We start from the raw sequence: 24,158 nt of genomic DNA on the forward strand, positions 1-24,158 counted from the left end.
GCTATCGGCAGCAAAGGGAACGCGGTACAGCCGATCGGCGGTTTTGTCCCGGTTCGAAACTCGGCAGGTTCAGATCTCGGGACTATTACGCCGCCAATAGCCCCGGTCAGCTTCCTGAGCATCCCTGCGACGAACAGGACTGCACAATGCGCAAGACTGCAACTCTGCTGGGCTCGGCGGTCATGATCGCCGCGTTCGCGGCCCCCGCCACCGCCGCGGTGGGCGAGATCCGCGTCTCGCCCGGTGAGAACATCGCCGGCAGCTTCATCGTGAAGCTGAAGGACGACGGGGTCACCGCGAGCGCGCAGACTCTCGGTTCCCGGTTCGGCGGCCAGGTCGGGCACGTCTACGACACGGTCTTCCAGGGCTTCTCGGTCAGGATGAGCGACGCGCAGGCGCGCAGACTGGCCGCTGACCCCTCGGTCGAGTACGTGGAACGCGACCAGGTCGTCAGCATCCAGGCCACGCAGGTCAACCCGCCGTCGTGGGGCCTCGACCGGATCGACCAGCGCAACCTGCCGCTCGACCAGCGCTACACCTACAACAGCACCGGTTCCGGCGTGAACGCCTACATCATCGACACCGGCGTCCGCATCACCCACCGCGACTTCGGCGGCCGTGCGAAGAACGGCTACGACTTCGTGGACAACGACGCCGTCGCGCAGGACGGCAACGGCCACGGCACGCACGTCGCCGGCACCGTCGCGGGCACGCTGCACGGCGTCGCCAAGCAGGCGAACATCATCGGCGTCCGCGTGCTGAACAACTCCGGCTCCGGCACCATCGCCGGGGTCGTCGCCGGCGTGAACTGGGTGGCGTCGAACCACGTCAAGCCCGCTGTCGCCAACATGTCGCTCGGCGGCGGCGCCAACACCTCGCTCGACAACGCCGTGTCCGGCGCTATCACGCGCGGCGTGACGTTCGCCGTCGCGGCGGGCAACTCCAACACGAACGCGGCGAACACCTCGCCCGCCCGGGTGGCGGCGGCGCTGACCGTGGGCTCCACCGACCGCACCGACGCCCGCTCCTCCTTCTCCAACTACGGCCCCGTGGTGGACGTCTTCGCGCCCGGTGGTGGCATCACGTCCACGTGGAACACCAGTGACACGGCCACGAACACCATCTCCGGCACCTCGATGGCGGCGCCGCACGTCGCCGGTGTGGTGGCCCGGTACCTGCAGGGCAACTTCAACGTGACGCCCGCCCAGGTCGCGACCGCGATCACGTCCAACGCCACCAACGGCAAGGTGACCAACCCCGGAGCGAACACGACCACGAGGCTCCTGCACTGGGCGCCGACCAGCTGAACGCAGCACTGAGATGTGCGGCCCCGGTTCCTGCGAGCCGGGGCCGTTTTCCCTGCAAATGAAAGGAAGTCTGCCTGTGAGAGCCCTGCTGGCAGTCGCCGCCCTCGCGGCAATGGTCGTGGTCGCCCCTGCGTCCGCGGCCACGTCGTCGTACATCGTCGTGCTGAAGGACGGCGCCGTCTCGTCGTTCAGCGGTGCCGTCGAGCACCGGTACTCCAGTGTGCTGAACGGTTTCAGCGCCCGGCTGACGTCGGCGCAGCTGAAGGCGTTGAAGGCCGACCCGAACGTGTCCTCTGTGGAGCGTGACGGGATCGTGCACGCCAACAGCGTTCAGCTCGACCCGCCGTGGGGCCTGGACCGCATCGACCAGCGCGCGTTGCCACTCGACCAGCGCTACGAGTACACGACCACCGGACGTGGCGTGAACATCTACGTGATCGACACCGGCCTCCGCGTGACGCACACGGACTTCGGCGGCAGGGCGCGCAACGGCTGGGACACCGTCGACAACGACGCGATCGCCCAGGACGACAACGGTCACGGCACGCACGTCGCCGGCATCGCCGCGGGCACGAAGCACGGCGTCGCCAAGCAGGCCACGGTGTGGGGTGTGCGCGTGCTGAACGGGTCGGGTTCCGGCACGATCTCCGGTGTCATCGCGGGCGTCGACTGGGTGACGCGCAACGCCGTGAAGCCCGCGGTGGCGAACATGTCGTTGGGGGGCGGTGCTTCCGCGGCTCTGGACACGGCCGTGAAGAAGTCGATCGACTCGGGCGTCTCGTACGCGGTCGCGGCGGGCGGCAGCAACACGGACCCGGCGAACTCGTCGCCGCAACGGGTCGCGGCCGCGATCTGCGTGGGTGCGTTGACGCAGAACGACACCAAGTCCTCGTCGTCGAACTACGGCCCCCTGGTGGACATCTGGGCGCCGGGCGTCAGCATCCCCTCCGCCTGGAACAGCTCCGACACGGCGACCAACACGTTGAGCGGGTCGTCCATGGCCGCACCGCACGCGGCCGGTGTCGCGGCACGGTTCCTGGAACGCAACCGCACCGCCACGCCCGCGCAGGTCGAGCGCGCGCTGGTTACCACGGGCACCCCGGGCACGCCACCCGTCACTCGTATCCTCTACTGGCCGCCATCCTTGTGAAGGGTGAATTGTCCGGCAATACAAGCGCGTCTTAATCCGTAAGACACCCTTGGCAGGAACCGGATCTCTCCATAACGTCGAAAGCGCTTCGTTCCCCTGCAAAGAACGGAAAGCGAATCATGACGCGAAAGATCCGGTTCCTGGCCGGTGCCGGCGCGGCGACTCTCGCCATGTCGGTCCTGATGGTTCCCAACGCCTCCGCCGCCGAGGGCGAGGTGTTGTCCCTCAACGCCCCGGAGAAGATCGCCGGCAGCTTCATCGTGAAGCTGAAGGAGGGCAAGGCGAACGGGCACGCCCTCGCTTCCCGGTTCGGCGGCACGGTCGAGCGCGAGTACAAGACCTTCGGCGGCTTCAACGTGAAGCTGACCGAGAAGCAGGCCAAGCGCCTGGCCGCCGACCCGTCGGTGGAGTTCGTGGAGGCCGACCAGGTCGTCCACACGCAGGCGACGCAGACGAACCCGCCGTCGTGGGGTCTCGACCGCATCGACCAGCGCAACCTGCCGCTCAACAGCTCCTACAGCTACACCTCGACCGGATCGGGCGTCACCGCGTACGTCATCGACACCGGTGTCCGCATCAGCCACTCGACGTTCGGTGGCCGTGCCGCCAACGGCCGTGACTTCGTGGACAACGACAACGTCGCCCAGGACGGCAACGGCCACGGCACGCACGTCGCCGGCACCATCGCGGGCTCGCAGTACGGCGTCGCGAAGGCCGCGAAGATCGTCGCCGTCCGCGTGCTCGACAACAACGGCTCCGGCACCCTCGCGGGCGTCGCGGCCGGCATCGACTGGGTGGGCGCCAACGCCGTCAAGCCGGCCGTCGCCAACCTGTCGCTGGGCGGTGGCGCCAACGCCACCCTCGACACGGCCGTCCGCAACGCCGTCGCCAAGGGCGTCACGTTCGCCGTGGCCGCGGGCAACTCCAACGCCAACGCGTCCGGCTTCTCGCCGGCCCGCGTGACCGAGGCGATCACCGTGGGCGCCACCGAGCGCACCGATGCCCGCGCTTCGTACTCGAACTTCGGCACCGTGCTCGACATCTTCGCGCCGGGCTCGGCGATCACGTCGGCCTGGAGCACGTCGGACTCGGCCACCAACACCATCTCGGGCACGTCGATGGCCACCCCGCACGTCGCGGGTGCCGCCGCTCGCTACCTCTCGACGAACCGCGCGGCGACGCCGGCTCAGGTCGCCTCGTACCTGATCGGGCAGTCGACGCCGTCGAAGGTGACGAACCCGGGCACCGGTTCGCCGAACCGCCTGCTCTACCTCGCGCCGACCGCGTGAGCTAGCTCATGGTGAGAAGGCCGCGACCTACTGGTCGCGGCCTTTTCCTATTGTTGGGTCCATGGTGGAGGGTCTGAAGGGCATCGACTGGTACCGGTTGCGCAGTCATGACGGGTACGCCGACGACCTTCCCAGGTTGCTGAGGCAGGCCCGGACGTCCGCCGAGCCGCACGAGGAGCTGGTGCGGCACCTGACCGGGGAGGAGTCCGAGGTCAGCGAGGCGACGGCGGCGGCGTGGCCGTTCCTGCTGGAGCTGGTCGCGCACGACAACACCCCCAGCCGTGAGTGGCTGCTGGAGAACGTCTGCGGGGCGATCGCGGTCGCCGGGGGCAGCGGCTCCGACGGGGTGCACCCGAGCTGGCCGGCCGCCTGGGAGGCCTCGAAGCCGGCGTTGCTGGCTCTGCTCGACCACGGCTACGCGGGCGTGCGCCGGGGCGTGTTGTTCATGCTGGGGAAGGGGCACGGGGACAGCGCGCTCGTGCTGCCCGCCCTGTCCCGGCGGTGGGAGGACGAGCTCGATCCGGCCACGCGGTTGTGCCTGGTGATCGTCGCCACGGAGTTCGCCGGGCGCGGTGACGAGGCGGCGGTGGAGTGGTTGCGGGAGCTGACGGTCTCCGGCGACGAACCGCTGGTGCGGCTGCTCGTGTCGGCGGCGACCAGGCCGGACGCCGACGTGATCCTGCGCGGGCTGACCGGGGACCTGGAGCTGTTCCTCGCGACCGGGTCGTTCGAGATGGGCTACGAAGAGGTGCTGGAGCACGTGCTCTGGCTGGTGGGGCCCAAAGACTTCGACGGCATGGACCTCGTGCTGGCGCTGGTGGACGTGCTGCCGTGGCGGACCGAAGCGCTCGACTACCTGCGCAGGCTCTTCGAACGCGACACCACCGACGTGGGCCTGGTCGTGCCGTTCGTGCCGGTGTGGATCGCCGATCCGGACGTGCGGCTGCGGGCGTTCGCGGTGTGGCTGGCCGGCGTCGCGGGGGCCCGGGAGTACCGGGACCTCGTCGCCGGGAGGGTGCACGACCACGGGGTGACGTCGCTGGGGCAGAAGGTCTCGACGCTGGCCACGTCGGTGCTGCTGGAGCTGCGATGAGCCTGGAAGGTCTGGACGACGTCGCGTGGCACGCCATCGACCACGCCTTCGGTCCCGCGCTCGACACGCCGGGGCACCTCAGGGCATTGCTGTCCGACGACCCCGAGGTGGTCGCCCAGGCCGTCACGGACCTGGACCGGACCGTGTACGAGGAAGGCGGGTTCGTGTGTCCCGCGGCCACGGCGGTGCTGCCGTTCCTGGTCGAGGTCATGCCCTCGCTCGCGCCGCAGCACCGGGCACGGCTGCTGGACATGATCGAACGGATCGCGGACGACGGCGAGAACGCCGAGCAGGTCGACCCCGGCTGGCACGCCGCGTGGGCGAAGGCGGAGCCCGCCATCCGCCCTGCCTGAAAATCTGTCGGTGGCTCCGGCTAGCCTTGACGGCAAAGCTGACTTCGTCTACAAGGAGCCACCACCGTGTTGCGCACGCACGAGGCCGGGTCACTCCGGGCCGAGCACGCCGGGCAGTCCGTCACCCTCACCGGGTGGGTCGCTCGCCGGCGGGATCACGGCGGTGTCATCTTCATCGACCTCCGCGACGCCAGTGGTGTCGCCCAGGTCGTGTTCCGCGAGGGCGAGATGGCGGAGCGCGCGCACCGGCTGCGCAGCGAGTACGTCGTCAAGGTCACCGGCGAGGTGAGCAAGCGCCCCGAGGGCAGCGACAACCCCGACCTGGCCACCGGCGCCATCGAGGTCTACGTGAGCGACCTCGAGGTCCTCAACGAGGCCGCGCCGCTGCCGTTCCAGGTCGAGAGCGACGTGGAGCCCGGCGAGGAGGCCCGCCTCAAGCACCGCTACCTCGACCTGCGCCGCTCCGGCCCCGCACAGGCGATCCGGCTGCGCAGCGAGGTCAGCCGCATCGCCCGCGAGGTGCTGCACGGCGAGAAGTTCGTCGAGGTCGAGACGCCGACGCTGACCCGCTCCACCCCCGAGGGCGCGCGCGACTTCCTGGTGCCGGCGCGGCTGCGTCCGGGCAGCTGGTACGCGCTGCCGCAGTCGCCGCAGCTGTTCAAGCAGCTGCTCATGGTCGGCGGCCTGGAGCGCTACTACCAGATCGCGCGCTGCTACCGCGACGAGGACTTCCGCGCCGACCGCCAGCCGGAGTTCACCCAGCTCGACATCGAGATGAGCTTCGTCGAGCAGGACGACGTGATCGGCCTGACCGAGAAGCTGCTCGCCGCGATCTGGAAGGAGACCAAGGGCGTCGACATCCCGCTGCCGTTCCGCCGGATCTCCTACGCCGACGCGATGGCGAAGTACGGCTCTGACAAGCCGGACCTGCGCTTCGAGCTCGAGCTCACCGACCTGACCGAGTACTTCAAGGACACGACGTTCCGCGTGTTCCAGGCGCCGTACGTCGGTGCCGTCGTCATGCCGGGCGGTGCCTCGCAGCCGCGCCGCACGCTCGACGCGTGGCAGGAGTTCGCCAAGCAGCGCGGCCACAAGGGTCTCGCGTACGTGCTGGTCGGGGAGGACGGCACGCTGGGCGGCCCGGTCGCGAAGAACCTCACCGACACCGAGCGCGAAGGTCTCGCGAAGGCCGTCGGCGCCAACGCGGGCGACTGCATCTTCTTCGGCGCGGGCGACCCGCGCGACGCGCGTGCCCTGCTGGGCGCGGCCCGCGTCGAGATCGCGCACCGCGTCGGCCTGATCGACGAGAACGCCTGGGCGTTCGGCTGGGTCGTCGACTTCCCGATGTTCGAGTCGGTCGACAAGCTCGAGGCCGGTGACGTCGCCGTCGGCGGCAGCAACTGGACGGCGCTGCACCACGCGTTCACCTCGCCGACCCCGGAGTGGATCGACACCTTCGAGGAGTCTCCCGGCGAGGCGCTGGCCTACGCCTACGACGTGATCCTCAACGGCAACGAGCTCGGCGGTGGCTCGATCCGTATCCACCGCGCCGACGTGCAGCAGCGCGCGTTCAACGTCATGGGCATCGGTGCCGAGGAGGCGCAGGAGAAGTTCGGCTTCCTGCTCGACGCGTTCAAGTTCGGCGCCCCGCCCCACGGCGGCATCGCGCTCGGCTGGGACCGCCTGTGCATGCTGCTCGCGGGTGCCGACTCGATCCGCGAGGTCATCGCGTTCCCGAAGTCGGGCGGCGGCTACGACCCGCTGACGGCCGCTCCGGCGCCCATCACGGCGCTGCAGCGCAAGGAGGCCGGTGTGGACGCGAAGCCCCAGGACAAGGCAGCGGACAAGGCGGCCGAGAAGGTCGAGCCGAAGGCCTGACGATCTCTTCCCATGCGGAGGCAACCTGCGGGATGCCTCCGCACGTCCCAGAACATGAGACCGGTTCGCCCGATCGAGCACCTACTTGATCGGTATTGACGAGTGCGTGCCGATCGATCGCCTTGATCGGCACGTAGTGGGCAACGGAAGGTGTTTCCACACGTCCACACCTCGGAGGGGTGTCCGGGAACGGTGCGAGCCGTTACCAACGAGTGGTGGTGGTCGCAGCCTGGCCCGATTAGCGTCGGTCCGGCTCACGGACATGGGGAGTAGGGTCGGAGGGGATGAGCGTGGAGATCACCGCGGGCCCTCCTGACACGACTTCACCTGAGATCGCAGACGCTGTCGTGGCGGCTGAGCGGGTACTGACCAAGCGACTGGGCGCACAGGTGCGCCTCGCAGACCCCGAGGCTCTCGGGGGCACCGGTCGTTCCGTCGTCATTCGTGTGAGAGTCGCTTCCTCGCCGTTCTCCATGCCGCGCACGCTGGTCGTGAAGCGCTATCCCGCCGGCTCGGGCGACCGGGACCCGTGGGCCCACGAGGCCGTGAGCCACCAGCTGCTGACGGCGCTGCCGGCCGAAGAGCGCGCCACACCCGAACTGTTCGCGCACGACGCGGCGTCGCGTCTCGTCGTGCTGGAAGACCTGGGCCGTGCGCCGAGGTTGTCCGAGAAGCTGCACGCCAAGGACGCGCGGGCGGCCGAACGCGGCCTGCTGTCCTGGGCACACGCCATGGGTCGCCTGCACGCCACGACGGCGGGCCGTGACGCCGACTTCGACGCGTTGATGCGCAGGGCCGGGGCGCAGTGCTGCCAAGACCCGATCGCGGTCGACGTGCACGCGGCGATCGCGGGCTTACCGGGGCTCCTGGAGTCCACAGTGGGCGTCGGCACGTCCACGCAGGCCATCGAGTACGCCAACGGCGCCGCACGGGCGTTCAGCACCTCGCGGCGGCGCGCGTTCAGCCCGTCGACGTCGTGCCCGGACAACCACCTGGTCACCTCGCGCGGAGTCCGGTTCGTCGACTTCGAGGGCGGCTGCGTCCGCGACATCGTGTTCGACGCCGCCGCGTTGCGCGTGCCGTTCCCGTCCTGCTGGTGCGGGTGGGGCCTGCCGCCGGGGATGTCCGAGGCCATGGTCGCCGCCTGGCGCGCGGAGGTCGGGTCGGTGTGGCCCGAGATGGACGACGACGCGGTGTTCTTACCGCGGCTGCTGGAGGCCCAGCTGCTGTGGGTGTGGCTCGCGACGTGGCGGGCGCTGTCCAAGCCCATGCCCGTCGACGTCAACGCTCCGCCGCGCAGCGTCGTGCTGACGGGCCGGTGGATCCGGTTGCGGTCCGACGCGCTGCTGCTGGGCGAGAAGACCGTCGCGTCGCACGCCGACGCGGTGATCGGCGCACTGGCCGACCGCTACGGCCCTGAGGTGCTCGAACTCCCGCTTTACCCTGCATTTCGCTGAACCGTTCCCGCACGGTCATTCGCGGATCACCGCGCCACCTGATGCTGTTTCGCGTGCTGGTGTTACTCGGTGACTCGACAGCGGTCGGGATCGGCGACCTCGTTCCCGGCGGATGGCGCGGCTTCGGCCCGATCCTCTCCTCCGCCTACTCGGACTACGGTTACCGCAACTACGCCGTCTCCGGCGCACGGCTGGCGGACGTCAGACGCGTCCAGCTGCCGCAGGCGTTGCGGGACAGGCCCAGTGCCGCCGTGGTCATCGCCGGTGTCAACGACACGCTGAGGTCGGACTTCTCCGTGCGGCGCATGCACGCGGACCTCGACCACGTCTGCCGCGAGCTGACCGCGGCCGGCGTCTCCGTCGTCACCGTGCGGTTCCACGACCAGGGCCGCGTGTTCAAGCTGCCCGGCAAGCTCCGGCGGGTCCTGAAGGACCGCATCGACGAGTACAACCGCGTGGTCGACGTGGTGGTGGCGCGGCACGGCGTGCGGTGCGTCGACCTGCACACGATGCCCGGCGCCTACGAGCTGGGGACGTGGGCGGTCGACCGGCTGCACCCGTCGGAGCGCGGTCACCGGATGCTGGCGCGGGCGTTCGCGGCCGAGCTGCGCGCGCTGGGGCACCAGTTCGGCGAGGTCAGCCTGGAGTGCTCCGGCGGCCGCGAGCTGACGGTGTGGCACCACGTGGCGTGGCTGGCGCTCAAGGGGGTTCCGTGGCTGTTCCGGCGGGGCGCCGACCTGGTTCCGTTGCTGTGGAACGACGAGACGCCGGTCGAGGCGTGGCCGGTGCCGGGGGAGGTGTTCCCCGCCGACACCGGCCGCCTCTGACGATCAGCCCAGGTCGTAGAGCGTCTGGCCGCCGACCGTGATGGGTTCGGAGTTCGCCGCGACCCACTCGCTGATGTCGCTGCTGCCACCGCCGGGCCCGCCGCCCCGGCCGCCCTCGACGTAGTAGCGCACCTTGCCCGCCGCGACGAGCGCCTTGAACTCGTCGAGCGTGGGCGCGGGATCGCTGCCGTTCCAGCCGCCGATCGCGATCACCGGCCGGCCGGACGCCAGCTGGAGCGACGCCGCGTTCTGGGCGCCGGTCGTCGCGGCCGCCCACTCGGTGCCGGTGGTCTTGAGCAGCTGCACGACCTCCGTGGACGACGTGCCCCCGCGCATGCCACCGCCCTGCTGGGAACGCGGGCCGGACAACGGGATCGAGCCGCTGTGCGTCACCGACGCGGTCGCCACGGCATAGCCGGAGGTGCCCAGCAGCGCCGCCACCACCAGAACGCCCGCCAGCCAGCGCCGGTTCAGGCCGAACACCAGCGCAGCCAGGGCGACCGCGGTGACGGTCAGCAGGACCCAGCGCAGCCACGGCGTCCAGTCCGGGGTGCGGTCGAGCAGGATGAAGCCCCACACGCCGGTCGTCGCGACCATCGCCGTCAGCGCCATCCGCACCGGGAAGTGCGCTCGGCCGCGCCACAGCTCACTTCCCGCGATTCCCGCGACCGCCGCGATCGCGGGAGCGAGCGCCACCGTGTAGTAGGGGTGCGTGATGCCGCTCATGAAGCTGAACACCGCGCCGCTCACGAGCACCCAGCCACCCCAGAGCACCAGCGCCGCACGGGTGCGGTCGGTGCGGGGCGCGCGGCGCAGGAACCACAGTCCGGCACCCAGTCCGATCAGCGCGGCGGGGAGCAGCCAGGAGATCTCCGGGCCCATGCTGGCGCCGAACAACCGTCCGATGCCGGTTTCGCCGCCGAAGCCGATGTTCCCGTTGCCGCCGCCCATGCCACCGCCGCCAGGCCCACCGCCGGAGCTGCCGAAGATGCGGCCGAGGCCGTTGTAGCCGATGGCGAGTTCCCACAGGGAGTCGTTGGTGGAGCCTCCGATGTACGGGCGGCTGTCCGCCGGCCACAGCTCGACCAGCGCGATGAACCACCCGGCCGAGACGACGACCGCGACACCGGCGCCGAGCAGGTGCAGCAGCCGCTTGAGAGGCGAAACAGGTGCCGCGATCAGGTACGCCAGCGCGAGGGCGGGCAGCACCAGGAACGCCTGCAGCATCTTCGTGAGGAACGCGAACCCGATCGCCGAACCCGCGAGCGCCAGCCACAGCGGGCTCGCCTTCTCCAGCGCCCGCACCGTGCAGTACGCGGCCGCCACCATCAGCAGCACCAGCAGCGCGTCCGGCAGGTTGAACCGGAACATCAGCGTGGCGACCGGGGTGAGGGCGAAGGCCGCGCCGGCGAACAACGCCGCCGCCGGACCGGACGTGCGCTTCACCGTCGCGTACAGCAGTCCCACCGCCGCAACGCCTTCCAGCGCCTGCGGGGCGAGCACGGTCCAGCTGGAGAAGCCGAACACCTTCGCGAACAGGCCGCTCACCCACAGGAACGCGGGCGGCTTGTCGACCGTGATCGTGTTACCGGGATCGAGCGAACCGAACAGCAGCGCCTTCCAGCTCTGCGACGCCGCCTGGGTCGCCGCCGCGTAGAACTCGTTGCCGTAGCCGGAAGCGGTGAGGTTCCACAGGTACAGCACGGCGGCTGCGGCGAGCAGACCGAGGAAGGCGATGCGGTGCAGCGTCTTCGTGTCCCGGCGCTCCTGCGGCTTCGGTGGTGCGACGGGCGCAGTGGCGAGCGTGGCGGTCATGCCGTGACCCTTTCCGGTGCGGTGACCGGCAGGGCCGGCGATGAACGGCGCAACCGCGCGATGCCGCGCAGGTCGGCCAGGGCGGTGGCGAGGATGTCGACGCTCGAGTCCGGGTCGTCCACCCAGTCGACGGGGACCTCGTGGACGCGCAGTCCCGCGCGTTCGGCGAGCACGAGCAGTTCGGTGTCGAAGAACCAGCCGGTGTCCTCGACGTGGGGGAGCAGGCGACGTGCGGCACGGGAGTGGATCGCTTTGAAACCGCACTGCGCGTCGGTGACGTGTGTGCGGAGACTGGCGCGCAGCAAAACGTTGTAGCAGCGGGAGATCACCTCCCGCTTGACACCGCGCACGACACGGGCGCCGTGCGCGAGCCTGCTGCCGATGGCGAGGTCGGAGTGCCCGGACAGCAGCGGCGCGACGAGTGGTGCCAGTGCGCGCAGGTCCGTGGAGAGGTCGACGTCCATGTACGCCAGCACTTCCGCGTCCGACGTCGACCAGACCTCCTTGAGCGCGCCACCGCGGCCCTTGCGCGGCAGGTGAACGACGCGCACCCGGTCGTGCGCGCGCATCAGGTTCTCGGCGATCTGGAGCGTGTGGTCGGTGCTCGCGTTGTCCGCGACGGTGACGCGGAAGTCGTGCGGGAGGAGCTTCGGCAGTTCGGTGAGCAGCCGGTCGACGCACCTCGGCAGGTCGCGTTCCTCGTTGTAGACCGGGATCACCACGTCGACAGTGGTCATGACTCGTCCAGTGGGTAGAGGGTGGCACCGGCGACGGTGGTCGCGGTGTAGTTCTCGGCGACCCACGCGGCGATGTCGTGGGCGGCGTCGCTGCCGGTCTCGCCCTGCATCATCCGGCCGGCGGCGACGTAGTAGTGGATCTGTCCACTTCGGACCATCTCCTGGAACTGCTCCAGGGTCGGCGCGGGATCGGTGCCGTTGAAGCCGCCGAGCGCCATGACGGGCTGCCCGCTGGCGAGCTGGAGCCCTGCGGCGTTGTTGGAGCCGATGGTCGCGGCGGCCCATCTGTAGCCGCTCGCGTTGTCCCGCAGGAGGGCCACTACCTCGGCGTCCGGTGTCGTGGCGTCGAGCAGCCCGCCGCCCATGCCGCCCATCCGGCCGTTCGACGGGCCTGCGACGGGCAGCGCGCCGGTGTGCGGGGTGGTGACGGTGGCGAAGGAGTACGTGGTGGGGCCGAGCAACGCGGCGATGAGCGCGACCGGGATGGCCCAGCGCATCGACAGGACAAGCCCGACCGCCGCGATCAGCCCCGCCATGAGCACCAGCACCGCGACAGGCGTGGAGAACTCGTTGACCAGCACGTAGCACTGCAGCGCGCTCAGCGCGACGGAACCCGAGAGCACCGCTGCCGCAACGGGTTCGCTGCGGCGCTCCCAGAGTTCGGTGGCGGCGATGCCGACGACGGCGGCGATCGCGGGGGCCAGCGCCACGGTGTAGTAGGAGTGGATGATCCCGTTCATGAAGCTGAACACCCCGGCGGTGACGACGAGCCAGCCGCCCCACAGCGCGAGCGCGGTGCGGGCGCGTCCCTTCGCCAGCCACAGCCCGGCGACCAGCAGCACCACCGCGGCGGGCAGCAGCCACGCGATCTGACTGCCCATCTCCGCGCTCAGCAGGCGGCTCCACCCGGCCGTTCCCCAGCCGCGGCCACCTCCGACGCTGCCGACCTCGTCACCGGTGAGGCGGCCGATACCGTTGTAGCCCAGGGTCAGTTCGAGGACGCTGTTCGTCTGCGAGCCGCCGATGTAGGGCCGGTCCGGCGTCAGTTCGACGGCGGCGACCCACCAGCCGCCCGCGACGATCATGGCGCCGAGCGCGCCGGTCAGGTGCAGAACCTTCCGGCCGGCCGTGGTGGGCGCGGCGAGCAGGTACACCAGCGCGAACGCGGGCAGCACCAGGAACGCCTGCAGCATCTTGGTGAGGAAGCCGAACCCGATCGCCACACCGGCGAGCGCGAGCCAGAACGGGCCGGCGTTCTCGACCGCGCGGGTTACGCAGTAGGCGCCCGCGATGAGCAGCAGCACCAGCAGCGCGTCCGGGTTGTTGAAGCGGAACATCAGCACCGCGACCGGGGTCAGCGCGAGCACGGCGCCGGAGATCAGCGCGGCCGCGGGGGAGAACCAGCGGCGGACCGTCGCGTGCAGCAGCCAGACGCTGCCGACGCCCATCAGCGCCTGCGGTACCAGGATGCTCCACGCGTTGACGCCGAACAGCCGTGCGGACAGGCCCATCACCCACAGCGAGGCGGGGGTCTTGTCGACGGTGATCGCGTTCGAGGCGTCCGACGAGCCGAAGAACCACGCCTTCCAGCTCGTCGCGCCGGCCTGTGCGGCCGCGGAGTAGTAGGCGTTGGCCCAGCCCGAGTCCCCCAGCCGCCACAGGTACAGCGCGCCGGTCGCGATCAGCAGGACCGCCAGCGCCAGGCGTTCTCGTCTCATGGGGACGACAATCGCGGCCTAGCCTGGGTCGGTCGTGTGCTCCCGCTGTGAACGAGCTGTGTCCGGAGATGTTCTCAGCGACACCGTGAACGTGGTGTGGCCCGGCTTGCTCACGACGGACACGTCACCGTCGTGCGCGCCGACCACGGCGGACACGATCGACAGCCCCAGCCCGGTGCTGCCCGCGGCCCGTGAGCGCGAGGAATCGCCGCGCGCGAACCGTTCGAAGACCTCCAGGCCTTCGGGGACGCCCGGGCCGTCGTCGGTGACGCTCAGGTCGACGCGTCCGTTGTGGACGGACAGCCCGGTAGTGACGGTGGTGCCCGGCGGCGTGTGCGCGCGGGCGTTGGACAGCAGGTTGCCGATGACCTGGTGCAGCCGTTGCACGTCACCGGGAACCGTCACGGGCTCCTCCGGCAGCGCCAGCTTCCAGCTGTGGCCGGGGCCCGCGATCCGGGCGTCGCCGACCACGTCCAGCACCAGCCGCGACAGGTCGACGGCCTTGCTCTCCAGCGGGCGGCCCGCGTCGAGGCGGGCCAGCAGCAGCAGGTCCTCCACCAGCGACGTCATCCGCAGCGCCTCGGACTCGACGCGGCTCATCGCGTGCGTAACCGCGGGCGGCAGGTCCTCTCCCGTGCGCCGGGTCAGTTCGGCGTAGCCGCGGATGGCGGCGAGTGGCGTTCTGAGCTCGTGCGAGGCGTCGGCGACGAACTGCCGGACCCTGGTCTCGCTGTCGTGCCTGGCTTTCAGGGCCTGGTCGACGTGGCCGAGCATCTTGTTCAGCGCGAGGCCGACCTTGCCTGCCTCGGTGTCCGGATCGGTGTACTCCTCCGGCACGCGTTCGGCGAGCGCGACCTCGCCCTCGTGCAGCGGCAGCTCGGAGACACGCGCCGCCGTCTCGGCGACCCGGTCCAGCGGCACGAGTGCGCGCCGCACGACCACCCTGCCCGCCAGGGCGACCGCCGCCGCGCCCGCGACGATGAGCCCGGCGAGGATCCAGACCATCTGCCACACGATGTCCGTGACGGGCTGCAGCGACAGGCCCTTGATGTCCCTGCGGTCGGTGACCACGCGGAACTCGCCCGCCTCGCCCAGGTCGACGGTGTGCGGCGTCGACGGCGCGGCCGCCAGCACCTTGATCTCGTCATCGGTGAGCAGGCGCGGCGCCTGCCAGCCGGGCAGTTCGATCGTGCCGCGGATGCTGCCGTCGGGGAAGATCCTCGCGTTGATGCCGGGGGGACCGTAGGACGAACCGGGCGGCGCCGGCCGCAGCGTCGTGACCTCGCGGTCGAGGTTGGTCATCAGGAACGCGTGCAGCGCGAGCACCGAGACGCCGCCGATCACCAGGCACAGCGCGGTGAGCAGGACGATCTGGCCCGACACCAGCTTCGCCCGCAGCGTCCTAGGACGCAGGCTTGAGGACATAACCGGCGCCTCGCATCGTGTGGATCATCGGGGTGCGCCCGGCGTCGATCTTCTTGCGCAGGTACGAGATGTAGAGCTCGACGATGTTCGCCTGACCGCCGAAGTCGTAGCTCCACACGCGGTCCAGGATCTGGGCCTTGCTCAGCACGCGCTTCGGGTTGCGCATCAGGTAGCGCAGCAGCTCGAACTCCGTCGCGGTCAGATCGATCGAGGTGCCGGCGCGTTCGACCTCGCGGGTGTCCTCGTTCAGCGACAGGTCGCCGACGACCAGCCGGGTGCCCGCGTCCGCGTCGGTCACGCCGGTGCGCCGCAGCAGTGCGCGCAGCCGCAGTACCACCTCCTCCAGCGAGAACGGCTTGGTGACGTAGTCGTCGCCGCCCGCGGTGAGCCCGGCGATGCGGTCCTCCACCGCGTCCTTCGCCGTCAGGAACAGCACCGGCAGGATCGGCGCCTCCGCGCGCATCCGGCGCAGCACCTCGAAGCCGTCGAAGTCGGGCAGCATCACGTCGAGCACCACGACGTCCGGCCGGAACTCGCGCGCGGTCCGCACCGCCGTCGTGCCGTCGAGCGCCGTGCGCACGTCCCACTTCTCCATGCGCAGCGCCATCGACATCAGCTCGGCCAGAGTGGACTCGTCGTCGACGACGAGCACCCGGACGGGCTGCCCGTCCGGCCTGCGGAGTTCGGTCTTCATCGCGCGCATGGCTCCCATCGTGAACGCGGATCCTGTGTACCAGCTGTGAGCGATGTGCACAGCTCAGGCCTACTGGGCTCACAGGTTCGGCACAGCCGGCGCCGACACGGTGGCTCTCATGACCGAACAACAGTCCCCGGAGTGGGGCGCACCCCAGCCCGCCGAACCCGCCGAGCAGTCCGGTCGCCCGGCGTGGAACGTCAAGAAGACGGTGGCGGCCGTGGCCATCGCCGTCGCGATCGCCGGTGCCGGTGGCGTCGCCATCTACGCCGCCAGCGGCACGAACCAGCAGACCGGTGCCGGGGGCATGGGACCCGGCGGCATGGGCGGCGCACCGCCGGACAGCCAGGGCGGCATGCGCGGCGGCTTCGGCCTCGGGACCGGCACCACGACGCACGGCGAGTTCCAGACCGGTGAGGTCACCGCGATCAGCGACTCGTCCGTCGAGGTGAAGTCCACCGACGGTTACACGAAGACCTACGTGGTCGACGCGGACACCGTGGCCGAAGGTGTCGAGAAGGGGGACACCGTGACGGTGATCGCCACCACAGAAGACGGCAAGTCCGTCGCCTCGAGCGTCGTCGAACCTGGTCAGCGCGGCCAGCGGGCCGGACAGGCCCCTCCCGCGAGGTGATTTGGGGTCAAGTGTGAGCGGTTATGGTCGGGTGATCAGCCCGACCACAACCGGAGGTGAGCGGCGTGCGCACGTTCACACTGACTGTGATGGGGTCGACGGACCTGCACGGCAACCTGTTCAACTGGGACTACTACCTCAACCGCGAGTACGACGACTTCGCGCACAACGACGTCGGGCTCGCGAAGATCTCGACCCTGGTGAACGACGTGCGCGCGGCCGTGGGGCGGCATCGCACGTTGCTGCTCGACGCCGGTGACACCATCCAGGGCACGCCGCTCGCGCACTACTACGCGAAGGTCGAGCCGATCACGCGCGGTGCGCACACGCATCCCATGGCCGCCGCGATGAACGCCATCGGCTACACCGCCGCCGCGCTGGGGAACCACGAGTTCAACTACGGGCTGTCCGTGCTGCGGACCTTCGAGCGGCAGCTGGAGTTCCCGCTGCTGGCGGCGAACGCCCTGGACGTGGCGACCGGCCTGCCCGCGTTCCAGCCGTACGTGGTGAAGACGCTGTGGCGCACGGGCGGGCCGCCGTTGCGGGTCGGCATCCTCGGGCTGACGAACCCCGGCATCGCCGTGTGGGACCGCGCCCACGTCGACGGGGTGCTGACGTTCCCCGGTCTGGTCGAGCAGGCGCTGCACTGGGTGCCGGAGCTCCGGCACAAGTCCGACCTGGTGATCGTCGTGGCGCACTCCGGGGCCGATCTGTCGTCGTCGCTGGGCGACCAGGTGCCGTTCCCGGAGAACTGCTCCGAACTGCTGGCCGAGACCGTGCCCGGCATCGACGCGGTCCTCGTCGGCCACGCGCACGTGGAGATCCCCTCGCGGTTCGTGACGAACAAGGTGACCGGGCGGCCCGTGCTGCTCACCGAGCCGTTGTTCTCGGGCAAGCGGCTGTCGGTGATGGAGTTCGACCTGCGCCACGACGAGCACTGGCAACTGGTGACGTCGCGGTCGTCCGTGCTGTCCTCGGCCTCGGTGGAGGAGGACCCGCGGATCGTGCGGCTGCTGCGGCACGACCACGAGCGAGTCATGTCGTACGTCAACTCGCACATCGGGACCTGCGCCTCGGCGATGTCGGCTGCGCGGTCGCGGTTCGAGGACACGCCCGCGCTGCGGTTCATCAACCACGTGCAGGCGCTGGAGATCGCGAAGTCCACGTCGCTGCCCGTGCTGTCGCTGTGCGCGCCCTTCAACCGGGCGGCGGCGATCCCGGCGGGAGAGGTGTCCATCCGGGACGTCGCCGGGCTCTACATCTTCGACAACACGCTGGTCGGCGTGCGGATGACCGGCGGGCAGGTGCGCGACCTCCTGGAGGAGTCGGCGCGGTACTTCCGGCAGGTGTCCTCGCCGGGCCCGTTCTCCGCCGCCGAGATCTCGAACGACGTGCCCGACTACAACTTCGACATCGCCTACGGCCTGACGGAGCCGCTGACCTACGACATCGACGTCTCGCGCCCGGCCGGGTCGCGGATCCTCGGCCTGTCGTACGGCGGGGTGCCGGTCGAGGACTCGTTCGAGTTCGCCGTGGCCGTGAACAACTACCGGCAGGCGGGCGGCGGCGACTTCCCGCACATCGCCTCGGCACCCGTGCTGCACAACCAGCAGCAGGAGGTCCGCGAGCTGCTGATCGACTGGGTCAAGGCAGCGGGCGTGCTGGACCCCGCCTCGTTCGCCGGTGCGGACTGGCGCCTGGTCGTCGCTGGCGAACCCGTAGTGGTGTCCACGAACGAGTGAATTCGGGCGCGGTGTCCTGGGGGTTCCGCCCGAGGCGCTGGCACCCGGTCGGCCGGATGGGATAGTCCAAGCGCGTGCAGTTGCCGCAACGCGTTGTCGTCGGTGCAGTGGTCGTGCCGGCGTTGCTCGCCTCGGTGGGTCTCGCGGTGCGTCCCGTCCCGTCCGGCCGGCTGGTGCTCGCGGTGCGCGCGTCGGAGATCGTGCTGGCGGGCACCGCCATCTCGGCCGGGGAACGGCAGGAGGTCGTGGACGCCGTGCGCGCGCTGACCGCGGCCCACCGCATCACCGACGTGATCACCCCCGACGCGGGCGAACGCATGCCCGTCACCCCGGCCGCGGCCGCGTCACTGCTCGCGGTGGTGCTGGAGCACGGCGTCACCGACTTCACCGGTGTCGTCCACAAAGGACACGTGACCGCGTCGGCACGCGTCGCGGACCCGGAGCGCGCGGGCTCGCTGAGCGACGCCCTGCGCTCGGCCGCCCCCGGACTGCGCGTCGACGAGGACTTCACGACTACGGGCTAGGAGCTGTTCGGTGTTCGGGTTCTTCTTCCAGATGTTCCTGCTGTGCGCGGGCGCGTTCCTCGCCGGCGTCCTGCTGACCTGGCTGACCATGCGCTCACGCGAGTCCTCGGCCGTCGAGGTCCAGTCCCTGTCGATCATGGAGGAGCCCGCCGCCACCGCGCCCGCGATCAAGGCGAACTCGCGCACGATGATGTTCCACACCCCCGAATCGCCGTACTACAAGCGCATGAAGGGTGACGCGTTCTTCCATTCGCCGGAGGATGCGCGGCGTGCCGGTTACACGATGTGGACGCCTCGCCCGCGCGTTCCCGCGAGCGCCTAGGTGGCGCGCAGCCAGGCGTCGAGTTCCAGGTAGCCGGCGTCGGTCAGGCCGTGGCGTGGGTCCACCTTGAGCAGTAGGGCTTTGTGGTGGTGCTCGGTGACCCAGGCACGGTCCTTCTCGCTGATCTCGTCGTCCACCCAGGCGAACGGCCTGGTGCCCGCCAGCGCGACCAGGCCGCGGGTCTTCCAGTGCAGGCCCTGGCGCGCGTCCGCGTCCTCGGTGGCCGGGTCGTCCGGCCAGGTGGCGACCGGCAGCGCCGGAAGACCGAGCAGGGGCGCGATGTGCGTGTTCGCCTCGTCCATCCACGTCGTGGCCCAGATCAGCTCACACGGCAGGGCGGTGAGCCACGGGCCGTGCGTCGGGTCGAGCCTGGCCAGGCCCGGCGTGCCGGGGACGCCGTCGCCGAACGGGAGCAGCGGGCCGTCGACGTCGAGGAAGAGGATCGGGAGCGCGGCCACAACGGGCACGCTACGACGGACCTCGTAGGCTTGGCCACGTGATTGCGGACGTGATCAAGCCCGGCCTGGACGTGCTCTTCTGCGGCATCAACCCGGGCCTCGTGTCGGAGGCGACGGGACACCACTTCGCGCGGCCCGGAAACCGGTTCTGGCCCGCGCTGCATTTGTCCGGGTTCACCCCGTCCCAGTTCGCGCCGGCCGAGCAGGAGAAGCTGCTCGATCTCGGGCTCGGCATCACGAACGTCGTCGCGCGGCCCAGTGCCAGGGCCGACGAGTTGACAATTGACGAAATGCGGCAAGGTGCGATCGAGCTCGCGGAAAAGGTCGAGCGGTATTCACCGAAGGTTCTCGCGATACTCGGGGTGACGGTGTACCGGGCGGCCTTCGGGCGCAAGAAAGCACAGGTGGGGGCGCAGCAGGACGCCGTGGGCGGTGCTCGGCTGTGGATCCTGCCCAATCCCAGCGGGTTGAACGCGCACTGGCAGTTACCGGCGTTGGCCGAGGAGTTCGGGCGGCTCAAAGCGAGCATCTAGAAACCGCGACGAAAGTTCACATTCATGCCCACTGAAAGTGGGCTGGACGGAGTGGGGTCTGGTCTGGTTGCATCCAGATCTGCGTCCGTTCGAGTGCATTCACCCAGAAGTGGAACCCCGGAAAGCCAGGCTGCGTCAAAATTTGGCAATGCCGTGCATGACTCGGTGAATCTTCAACACTGGTGGGGGCACAGTGGAGGTCAGGATTCTCGGGCCGGTCGAGCCGTCGGTGCCGCCCAAGCCCGCGCAGATCCTAGCTGTCTTGGCCGTCGAGTGCGGGAAGGTCGTGCCCGTCGAGCGGCTCATCGACCTCATCTGGGGTGAGGAGCCGCCGCCACAGGCGCGCAAGTCGCTGCAGGTGCACATCTCCAGCCTGCGCCGGGCCGGGCTGCCGGTCGAGCACCGCGCGGCGGGGTACGTGCTCAGCGCCGAGCCCGAGAGCGTCGACCTGCACGCGTTCCGCAAGCTCGTGAGCAGAGCGGGCGACGAGGCCGACCTCAAGGTGAAGGCCGACGTCCTCGGCCAGGCGTTGCAGCTCTGGCGCGGCACGCCGGTCGTGTTCGCGCAGACGCTCGACGTGCAACGGCTCGCGGCCGCCGAGGCGTGGGTCGACGCCGAACTGGCGCTCGGCCGGCACGCCGGGCTCATCGACCGGCTCGGCGCGTTCGTCACCGAGTACCCGCTGGCCGAACGGTTGCGCGGGCAGCTCATGACGGCGCTCGCCAGGGCCGGGCGCCGGGCGGACGCCATGCGGGTGTTCCGCGAGACGCGCAAGGTGCTCGTCGACGAGCTCGGCGTCGAGCCCGGCGAGCAGTTGCAGAAGCTCTACCGCGATGTGCTGGAAGGCTCGCGGGACAGCCGCCGCAACTACCTGCCGCGCGACGCGGGCGACTTCACCGGGCGCGACCGGGAGCTCGGCAGGCTGCTCGACGGCGACGGCGGCGTGTGGTGGATCGAGGGGCCGGCGGGCGTCGGCAAGTCGGCGCTCGCGGTGCACGCGGCGCACCGGCTGGCCGACCGGTATCCGGACGGGCAGCTGTTCGTGGACCTGCACTCGCCGTCCGGCGCGCTGGACGCGTTGCTGCGCGCCATGGACGTGCCGAGCGAACGGATCCCGGAGTCCGCCGAGGAACGGGCGGCGCTCTGGCGCGCGCGGGTCAGCGGGCGGCGCGTGGTGATCGTGCTGGACGGCGTCACGAGCGTCTCGCAGGTCAGGCCGCTGCTGCCGGGCAGCCCCGGCTGCCTGACGCTGATCACCAGCCGCAGCAGGCTGTGCGGGCTCGAAGGCGTGCGGCGCGTCCCGCTGGACGTGCTGAGCAGCGACGAGGCCGTCACGCTGCTCCAGCGCATCCTCGGCGACGACCGGGTCTCCGCGGAACCCGACCAGGCGCAGGAGGTCGCGCGGCTGTGCGGGTACCTGCCGCTCGCGGTGCGGATCACCGGCGCACGGCTGGCCGGACGGGCGCACTGGCCGGTGTCGAAGCTCGTCAGGAGGCTGTCCGACGAACGGTCGCGGCTCGACGAGCTCGTCGCGGACGACCTCGCGGTGCGGGCCGGGCTGGAGCTGACCTACCGGGCGCTCGACGAGAACGTCCGCCGCGCCTACCGGATCTTCGGGTTCCTCGGGCTGCCCGAGGTGCCGAGCTTCCTGTGGGTGCACCTGCTCGACGAGGACGTGCTCGACCAGCTCGTCGACGCGCGGCTGCTCGACGTCATCGGCAGCGCGCGCTATCGGATGCACGAGCTGGTGCGGCTGCACGCCCGTGAGCTCGCCGAGGCCGAGGACGGGCAACAGGAACGCGAGGACGTGGTCAGGCGGGCCGTGGTCGCCGCACTGTCCACTGCGGACGGTCTGACCGAACAGCTCTTCCTCGCCGTGCCGCGCATGCAGGACTCGCTGGGCGTCGTCACGTCGGCGGCGCGCCCGACCGACAAGGACGCCTGGTTCGCCCGCGAGGAGTCGTTGCTGACCAGGCTCGTGGAACGCGCTGCCGAACTGGATCTGGCGGCGATGGCGTGCCAGCTGGCCGAGGTGCTGGTGTTCGCGTGGTTCGGGCTCAGGAACCGTTACGAGGCCTGGGAACGAACACACACGGCGGCGCTGGAGGCCGTGTGGAGGACCGGGGACGTGCGGCTGGAGGCGGTGCTGCGGTGCAGCCTCGGGCAGATGCACTACAAGCGCGACAACCTGGAGCAGGCGCGGTCGTGGTTCGACACCGCGAAGACGTTGTTCGTGAACCTGGGCGACCAGCGCGGCGAGGCCGTCGCGATGAACGGCATCGGCATGGTGTGCCGCGATCTGGGCCAGTACCCGTGCGCGCTGGAGGCTCTGGGCAGGGCCCGTGAGCTGCTGGAGGCCCAGGACCTCGAGGGCGAAGCGCACGCGCTGTACGGGATCGGCTCCATCAAACGGGAACTGGGCGACGACGAGGGTGCGTTCGGCACGCTGCGGCTCGCCGAGACCATCTACCGCCGGGCCCGCAGCCGGCGGGGTGAGGCGCTGGCCGCCCGCGGGATCGGGCTCGTCCACCGCGCCCGCGGTGAGCTCGACGACGCCGAGGACCACATCCGGCGCGCCCACGAGATGGTCGCGGGCACCGGCGACGAACTGCTCGGCTGCTACACCGCGCAGGCGTGGGCGAAAGTACTGCTGCGCAAGGGTTTTCTCGATCCAGCGGCGGAACTGATCCAGCAGGCGCTGGACGGCTGCCGTGACGTCGGCGACCGGTTCGGCGAGGCCCTGATGCGCCGCACGCTGGGAGAGTGGAAGCTCGCGGCGGGAGACCACGCGGGTGCGCGGGTGGTGCTGACCGACCTGATGCCGGTGTGGAACGAGCTGAGCCTGCCGCTGTGGCGGGCTCGGACACTGCGCGACCTGGGAGCGGTCCACGCCCGTCTGGGGGACGTCGAAGGCGCGGACCGCTCCTGGCGCGAGGCCGCCGGCCTGTTCACGCGACTGGGCACCAGGGAGATGGGAGAGGTGCGCCAGTGGCCGGCTCAATGGGCCCCGCCCGCACTCAGCCGGTGATCTTCTTGTACTTCCACGGGGCGTAGCCGCCGCTCTTCAGCGAAGAGATGGTGACGGTCTCGTGGTCCATGTCCGTCGCGGTGCTGCCCTCTTCGTAGATCCACGCCGACGTCTTCGCCGAGTTGGCCCACTTCTCGAACAGCTTCACGTGACCGTTGCGCAGGATCATGTCGCCCGGCTTGAGGTTCGCCCAGGAGATCTTGGTGGCGACCTCGTCCAAAGTGGACGTGTTGCGGCTCGTCGTGAGCTTCCACGTCATGGACACGAAACCGGAGCAGTCCGTGCGGTACTTCTTGCCCTTGCCGATGTCCCAGGCGTAGGCGGACTGGCTGTAGGGAACCTTGCGGTCCCACCAGTCCTTGGCGCGCTTGATGACCTCGGTGCGGCTGATCGAACCGCCGTACCCGGCCGCCGCCTGGACCTGCGAGAGGGAGGTCTCCTGCTCGGCAGGACCCTCCGGTGCGGCCTGGGCGGTGCCACTCAGGCCACCCAGCAGACCCAGCGAGATCGCGGTCGCCGCGACTGCGTGGCGAATGCGCATGGTGTAGCTCCGATCGACTTGCTGTCGGTGATGACCGGAACTGTCCACGGTGGCGCCAAAGATCGGCCTAAGGCTGGTTTAGGCCTTCCTTTACCGCTCCTTCCTAGGTTTCGCCGCACCTTGGGCATAAGGAGAGAGAGCACATGTTCGTTCGCACGATCGCAGCCGTGGTCGCGATGTTCGCCGCTCTGATCATGGGCGCGTCCGTCGCGTCGGCGGCCCCGGCGAAGTACACCCACTCGCAGGCCACCGCGCAGCTGCGCGCGGCCGGCATCACCTGGACGTCCAGTGGTGGGTGCAGCGACCGCAACAGGTCGAACTGCACCTCGTTCGAGCAGATCAACCAGACGACCATCGCGGGTGCCAAGACGTTCAAGAGCGCGTCGGGCTGTGCGCTGACCATCACCGGCGGCACGGAGACCGGCCACGCGTCGGGCACGTACTCGCACTGGAACGGGTACAAGGTGGACTACCGGCTGTCCAGCTGCGTCACCAACTACATCAAGGGCAGCTTCTCGTCCATCGGCGGCAACAAGTGGAAGTCGAACGCGGGCAACATCTACTACCTCGAGTCGAACCACTGGGACGTCACGTACCACAACTGCGGGTGCTGAGGTTGTTGCTGATCTGAGG

General features: G+C 70.1%; 22 protein-coding genes. 15 read left to right on the forward strand and 7 right to left on the reverse strand.

The window, feature by feature from the left end:
* Positions 1-146: 146 nt before the first annotated feature.
* From DFR72_RS40630 to DFR72_RS40665, 8 genes are all read left to right on the forward strand, one after another.
* Positions 147-1,307 (forward strand): S8 family peptidase, encoded by a 1,161-nt coding sequence (locus DFR72_RS40630; RefSeq protein WP_090072495.1) that lies wholly within the window; start codon positions 147-149, stop codon positions 1,305-1,307.
* A 76-nt stretch (positions 1,308-1,383) separates the two neighbouring features.
* Positions 1,384-2,457 carry a S8 family peptidase gene (locus DFR72_RS40635; protein WP_245983866.1) on the forward strand — a complete coding sequence of 358 codons (1,074 nt, stop codon included), beginning with the start codon at positions 1,384-1,386 and terminating at the stop codon, positions 2,455-2,457.
* 119 nt (positions 2,458-2,576) lie between these two features.
* The gene (locus DFR72_RS40640; protein ID WP_090072499.1) at positions 2,577-3,746 is read left to right on the forward strand and encodes a S8 family peptidase; all 1,170 of its coding nucleotides are present in this window, start codon (positions 2,577-2,579) and stop codon (positions 3,744-3,746) included.
* A gap of 61 nt (positions 3,747-3,807) precedes the next feature.
* Positions 3,808-4,839, forward strand: coding sequence for a hypothetical protein (locus DFR72_RS40645; RefSeq protein WP_090072501.1), 1,032 nt, complete (start codon positions 3,808-3,810; stop codon positions 4,837-4,839).
* Positions 4,836-5,192, forward strand: a complete 357-nt coding sequence (locus tag DFR72_RS40650) for a hypothetical protein (RefSeq protein WP_090072503.1) — start codon at positions 4,836-4,838, stop codon at positions 5,190-5,192. Before DFR72_RS40645 ends, DFR72_RS40650 begins: the two co-directional genes overlap by 4 nt.
* A gap of 66 nt (positions 5,193-5,258) precedes the next feature.
* Complete coding sequence (gene aspS / locus DFR72_RS40655) at positions 5,259-7,070, forward strand: aspartate--tRNA ligase (protein WP_090072505.1); 1,812 nt, start codon at positions 5,259-5,261, stop codon at positions 7,068-7,070.
* 446 nt (positions 7,071-7,516) lie between these two features.
* Entirely contained in the window at positions 7,517-8,527 is a 1,011-nt protein-coding gene (locus tag DFR72_RS40660) for a hypothetical protein (protein WP_342768722.1), read from the forward strand.
* A gap of 53 nt (positions 8,528-8,580) precedes the next feature.
* Complete coding sequence (locus tag DFR72_RS40665; protein ID WP_245983867.1) at positions 8,581-9,354, forward strand: SGNH/GDSL hydrolase family protein; 774 nt, start codon at positions 8,581-8,583, stop codon at positions 9,352-9,354.
* Positions 9,355-9,357: 3 nt separating this feature from the next.
* On the opposite strand, the gene DFR72_RS40670 is transcribed toward DFR72_RS40665, so the two are convergent.
* From DFR72_RS40670 to DFR72_RS40690, 5 genes are read right to left on the reverse strand one after another with little or no spacing between them, the layout of a single operon-like run.
* Positions 9,358-11,169, reverse strand: coding sequence for a glycosyltransferase family 39 protein (locus DFR72_RS40670; protein WP_090072511.1), 1,812 nt, complete (start codon positions 11,167-11,169; stop codon positions 9,358-9,360).
* Positions 11,166-11,906, reverse strand: coding sequence for a dolichyl-phosphate beta-glucosyltransferase (locus DFR72_RS40675; RefSeq protein ID WP_090072513.1), 741 nt, complete (start codon positions 11,904-11,906; stop codon positions 11,166-11,168). Before DFR72_RS40675 ends, DFR72_RS40670 begins: the two co-directional genes overlap by 4 nt.
* Positions 11,903-13,624 (reverse strand): ArnT family glycosyltransferase, encoded by a 1,722-nt coding sequence (locus DFR72_RS40680; RefSeq protein WP_090072515.1) that lies wholly within the window; start codon positions 13,622-13,624, stop codon positions 11,903-11,905. Before DFR72_RS40680 ends, DFR72_RS40675 begins: the two co-directional genes overlap by 4 nt.
* Positions 13,625-13,642: 18 nt before the next feature.
* On the reverse strand, positions 13,643-15,049 hold the full coding sequence (locus DFR72_RS40685; RefSeq protein ID WP_090072517.1) for a sensor histidine kinase: 1,407 nt from the start codon (positions 15,047-15,049) through the stop codon (positions 13,643-13,645).
* Positions 15,027-15,752 carry a response regulator transcription factor gene (locus tag DFR72_RS40690; protein WP_281273466.1) on the reverse strand — a complete coding sequence of 242 codons (726 nt, stop codon included), beginning with the start codon at positions 15,750-15,752 and terminating at the stop codon, positions 15,027-15,029. The genes DFR72_RS40685 and DFR72_RS40690 overlap by 23 nt, the downstream gene beginning before the upstream one ends.
* Positions 15,753-15,861: 109 nt before the next feature.
* Here DFR72_RS40690 and DFR72_RS40695 point away from each other — a divergent pair, with 109 nt between their 5' ends.
* The 4 genes from DFR72_RS40695 to DFR72_RS40710 all read left to right on the forward strand — a co-directional run bounded on the left by DFR72_RS40695 (position 15,862) and on the right by DFR72_RS40710 (position 18,965).
* On the forward strand, positions 15,862-16,377 hold the full coding sequence (locus tag DFR72_RS40695; RefSeq protein WP_143086983.1) for a hypothetical protein: 516 nt from the start codon (positions 15,862-15,864) through the stop codon (positions 16,375-16,377).
* Between the two features lie 65 nt (positions 16,378-16,442).
* Entirely contained in the window at positions 16,443-18,119 is a 1,677-nt protein-coding gene (locus tag DFR72_RS40700; protein ID WP_245983868.1) for a bifunctional metallophosphatase/5'-nucleotidase, read from the forward strand.
* A 74-nt stretch (positions 18,120-18,193) separates the two neighbouring features.
* Entirely contained in the window at positions 18,194-18,643 is a 450-nt protein-coding gene (locus DFR72_RS40705) for a hypothetical protein (protein ID WP_090072521.1), read from the forward strand.
* A 10-nt stretch (positions 18,644-18,653) separates the two neighbouring features.
* Entirely contained in the window at positions 18,654-18,965 is a 312-nt protein-coding gene (locus DFR72_RS40710) for a sunset domain-containing protein (protein ID WP_090072523.1), read from the forward strand.
* Here DFR72_RS40710 and DFR72_RS40715 read toward each other — a convergent pair.
* Positions 18,962-19,423 (reverse strand): HAD domain-containing protein, encoded by a 462-nt coding sequence (locus DFR72_RS40715; RefSeq protein ID WP_245983869.1) that lies wholly within the window; start codon positions 19,421-19,423, stop codon positions 18,962-18,964. The genes DFR72_RS40710 and DFR72_RS40715 overlap by 4 nt on opposite strands.
* A 38-nt stretch (positions 19,424-19,461) precedes the next feature.
* Here DFR72_RS40715 and mug point away from each other — a divergent pair, with 38 nt between their 5' ends.
* Together mug and DFR72_RS40725 are read left to right on the forward strand one after the other, a co-directional pair.
* A complete protein-coding gene (mug, locus tag DFR72_RS40720) occupies positions 19,462-19,956 on the forward strand; it encodes a G/U mismatch-specific DNA glycosylase (protein ID WP_211335721.1) in 495 nt (164 codons plus the stop codon).
* Positions 19,957-20,149: 193 nt separating this feature from the next.
* Entirely contained in the window at positions 20,150-22,984 is a 2,835-nt protein-coding gene (locus tag DFR72_RS40725; protein ID WP_090072528.1) for an AfsR/SARP family transcriptional regulator, read from the forward strand.
* Here the strand turns inward: DFR72_RS40725 and DFR72_RS40730 are convergent.
* Entirely contained in the window at positions 22,974-23,525 is a 552-nt protein-coding gene (locus tag DFR72_RS40730; protein WP_090072530.1) for an NlpC/P60 family protein, read from the reverse strand. The two genes, DFR72_RS40725 and DFR72_RS40730, sit on opposite strands and share 11 nt — an antisense overlap.
* A gap of 143 nt (positions 23,526-23,668) precedes the next feature.
* On the opposite strand from DFR72_RS40730, the gene DFR72_RS40735 reads away from it, so the two are divergent.
* Complete coding sequence (locus DFR72_RS40735) at positions 23,669-24,139, forward strand: hypothetical protein (RefSeq protein ID WP_090072532.1); 471 nt, start codon at positions 23,669-23,671, stop codon at positions 24,137-24,139.
* Positions 24,140-24,158 lie beyond the last annotated feature (19 nt).

Source organism: Lentzea flaviverrucosa (genome assembly GCF_003350445.1).
In the GTDB taxonomy this organism is placed as follows: Bacteria; Actinomycetota; Actinomycetes; order Mycobacteriales; family Pseudonocardiaceae; genus Lentzea; species Lentzea californiensis.

What these genes read in the sequence shown, in the direction of transcription:
- DFR72_RS40630 (WP_090072495.1), top strand. Translation starts at nt 147, where the DNA reads ATGCGCAAGACTGCAACTCTGCTGGGCTCGGCGGTCATGATCGCCGCG.
- DFR72_RS40640 (WP_090072499.1), top strand. Translation starts at nt 2,577, where the DNA reads ATGACGCGAAAGATCCGGTTCCTGGCCGGTGCCGGCGCGGCGACTCTC.
- DFR72_RS40645 (WP_090072501.1), top strand. Translation starts at nt 3,808, where the DNA reads ATGGTGGAGGGTCTGAAGGGCATCGACTGGTACCGGTTGCGCAGTCAT.
- DFR72_RS40650 (WP_090072503.1), top strand. Translation starts at nt 4,836, where the DNA reads ATGAGCCTGGAAGGTCTGGACGACGTCGCGTGGCACGCCATCGACCAC.
- DFR72_RS40670 (WP_090072511.1), bottom strand. Translation starts at nt 11,169, where the DNA reads ATGACCGCCACGCTCGCCACTGCGCCCGTCGCACCACCGAAGCCGCAG.
- DFR72_RS40675 (WP_090072513.1), bottom strand. Translation starts at nt 11,906, where the DNA reads ATGACCACTGTCGACGTGGTGATCCCGGTCTACAACGAGGAACGCGAC.
- DFR72_RS40680 (WP_090072515.1), bottom strand. Translation starts at nt 13,624, where the DNA reads ATGAGACGAGAACGCCTGGCGCTGGCGGTCCTGCTGATCGCGACCGGC.
- DFR72_RS40685 (WP_090072517.1), bottom strand. Translation starts at nt 15,049, where the DNA reads ATGTCCTCAAGCCTGCGTCCTAGGACGCTGCGGGCGAAGCTGGTGTCG.
- DFR72_RS40690 (WP_281273466.1), bottom strand. Translation starts at nt 15,752, where the DNA reads ATGCGCGCGATGAAGACCGAACTCCGCAGGCCGGACGGGCAGCCCGTC.
- DFR72_RS40695 (WP_143086983.1), top strand. Translation starts at nt 15,862, where the DNA reads ATGACCGAACAACAGTCCCCGGAGTGGGGCGCACCCCAGCCCGCCGAA.
- DFR72_RS40730 (WP_090072530.1), bottom strand. Translation starts at nt 23,525, where the DNA reads ATGCGCATTCGCCACGCAGTCGCGGCGACCGCGATCTCGCTGGGTCTG.
- DFR72_RS40735 (WP_090072532.1), top strand. Translation starts at nt 23,669, where the DNA reads ATGTTCGTTCGCACGATCGCAGCCGTGGTCGCGATGTTCGCCGCTCTG.